At 24.8% G+C, this 2,251-nt stretch carries 3 protein-coding genes; 2 read left to right on the top strand and 1 reads right to left on the bottom strand.

Annotated elements, in window-relative coordinates; translation table 11 throughout:
- Positions 1–195: transposase (locus GBZ86_RS15160; RefSeq protein ID WP_207707468.1), on the bottom strand; the 195-nt coding region annotated here is incomplete at its 3' end.
- A 481-nt stretch (positions 196–676) separates the two neighbouring features.
- On the opposite strand from GBZ86_RS15160, the gene GBZ86_RS15155 reads away from it, so the two are divergent.
- Both GBZ86_RS15155 and GBZ86_RS15150 read left to right on the top strand, forming a co-directional pair.
- On the top strand, positions 677–892 hold the full coding sequence (locus GBZ86_RS15155; RefSeq protein WP_152892042.1) for a hypothetical protein: 216 nt from the start codon (positions 677–679) through the stop codon (positions 890–892).
- 316 nt (positions 893–1,208) lie between these two features.
- Positions 1,209–2,251: IS4 family transposase (locus tag GBZ86_RS15150; RefSeq protein ID WP_152892040.1), on the top strand; the 1,043-nt coding region annotated here is incomplete at its 3' end.

Below are 2,251 nucleotides of genomic sequence, written 5' to 3'. Positions count from 1 at the left end.
ATCTTCATTTGTATGAATTCTAAAACTAGCATTATCTTTTATTTTAAAAATTTTCTTTATAGTTTTACTAAATCCTATTTTTTCATCAAATTCTTTATACAACAAAAGACCACTATCAGATGTTAAAGTTCCACCTTCAAAATTTATTTTAATTTTACTATTGAAATTTACTGATTTTTCTAATAAACTACTCATATAAGGATTCTCCCTTCATTGTTTGTTTTTTCCTTAATTTAACAATAACAGGGTTGAATCCTTTTTTCTATACTTTTTCACCAAATAGGTGAATTTTTTTTTGCAACAAAATATTGTTTTAAGCCATATCTATTATGATTTTTATTTTTCTATGAATAATTAGGGGTTATAATTATGGTGATAAAAAAAATAAATAAACTCTTTGGTGAGGGATTACAGAGAAGGAACTTTGAAAGTATTCAAAGTTCTTTTTTTTTTAGTCTATGTATTAAATCAGTGTTCATTTGGGGTTGATTTCCTAAAGTAGTTATGATATAAGCATAATAAATTTTGTTCATATAATTTTTGGAATTATAATTTAAGCATTAAGTATAATAATATAAAGTATTGAATAAAACATATTAAATAACTTATATTAATTAATATGTTTTTTTAGTTATTTAAATTTAATTTGTAAAATTCAGATTAGGAGGTTAAGGGTATGAGGATAATATTTACAGCTATAGTGGTATGTACAATTATTGTTACAATGATAAAAGTAATAAAGAAAAATGACAAGAAAAATTATAAATTTGAAGGTATGATTATTGGATTTATAATAGGTGCAATTTCTGGTTATTATATACTAAATGTACTTATATGTGCACCTATAGGAATGTTTTTAGGTATTGAAATTGGGAAAAATATAAAAAGATAATTAAGGCTAAAAAGTAAAATGGACAAGTTTATTTAAGCTATTCCCTGTGGAGTAGACAGGGAACAGTTTAAACAGAGAAGAGACTAGATAGTTTTGTGTTCTTTATAAATTTGTTATACCTGGTGAAAACATAAAGTAAGTTCCTAGCTTACTCCAATTGTTATACCATGAATCAATAACAATTGCATATTTATTACCCCAAGTTTCTTTTAAATCTCTCATAGGTGGGACGCCCATAGCCATCAGGCTAAGAAATACATAAATTTCCTTTGTGGTATATTTAGTTATATCAAAAATAAAGGAGATTTATTTTTTTATGCATGAAAAATTAAAACATTTGATAAAAATATCTAAGGAATTATTTTCTTTGGATTACATAGATAAACTTAGCAAAAATACAGGATTTATTAAAAGAAAGGGAAAATTATCAGCTGATGCATTTATGGCTTTTAATATATTTTCAAGTGAAGATATGTGTTTCAAATCTTTATCTACTTTATGTACTAGGTTTGAATCACAATTTGGTATCTTAATGTCTCCACAGTCACTAAATGAACGATTTAACGATAGTTCAGTAAAGTTTATGCAAGAGATATTTAATACTATGTTAATCAAGCAAAATGAAGTACTTAGTACTAAATCATCTATATTACCAAAAGCTTTTAATAGAATATTAGTTACAGATTCAACTGTTATGACATTACCACGAGAATTCTATAGTGAATTTAAAGGTGCAGGAAATGAAAACTTAGGATCAGCAATTAAAATTCAATTACAATATGATATTTTAACCGGAAGCTTCACTTGTTGCGAAATACAAGAAGGAATTGCAAATGATGCTAATTATACTAAAACTATAAGTAAACATATAAAATCAAATGATTTATCATTAGCTGATTTAGGCTATTACAAGTCAGATTTTCTTAAAAAAATTCACAATAAGAAAGCTTTTTATATATCAAAAATTAAAAATAATACTGCAATTTACATAAAGAATCCTAATCCAGAAAGATATAAAACAACAGGTAATATAAAAAAATCTACTGAGTTTATAAAAATGGATATATATAAATTTATTGAAGAATTAGATGAAGGTGAAACAATAGAATTAAATAATGTTTACATTGGCTCACAAAAAAAGCTTAAACCTAGATTAGTTATAACAAAGTTAAGTAAAAAATATAAGGAGCAACGAACTAATAGACTTATGGCTAATGCCCAGAAGCATCGTGGTACTGTTAATTCAAGAAGTACAAGTTGGAATGAATTAAATGCTTATATAACTAATGTGAAAGATTCTATACTAAAAACTGAAGAAATACATTTATTTTATTCATTAAGATGGCAAATTGAGTTAAT

The organism is Clostridium tarantellae (assembly GCF_009295725.1).
Lineage (GTDB): Bacteria > Bacillota > Clostridia > Clostridiales > Clostridiaceae > Sarcina > Sarcina tarantellae.
The sequence above is the reverse complement of the archived record's forward strand: the minus strand, read 5'-3'. Positions and strand labels throughout refer to the sequence as shown.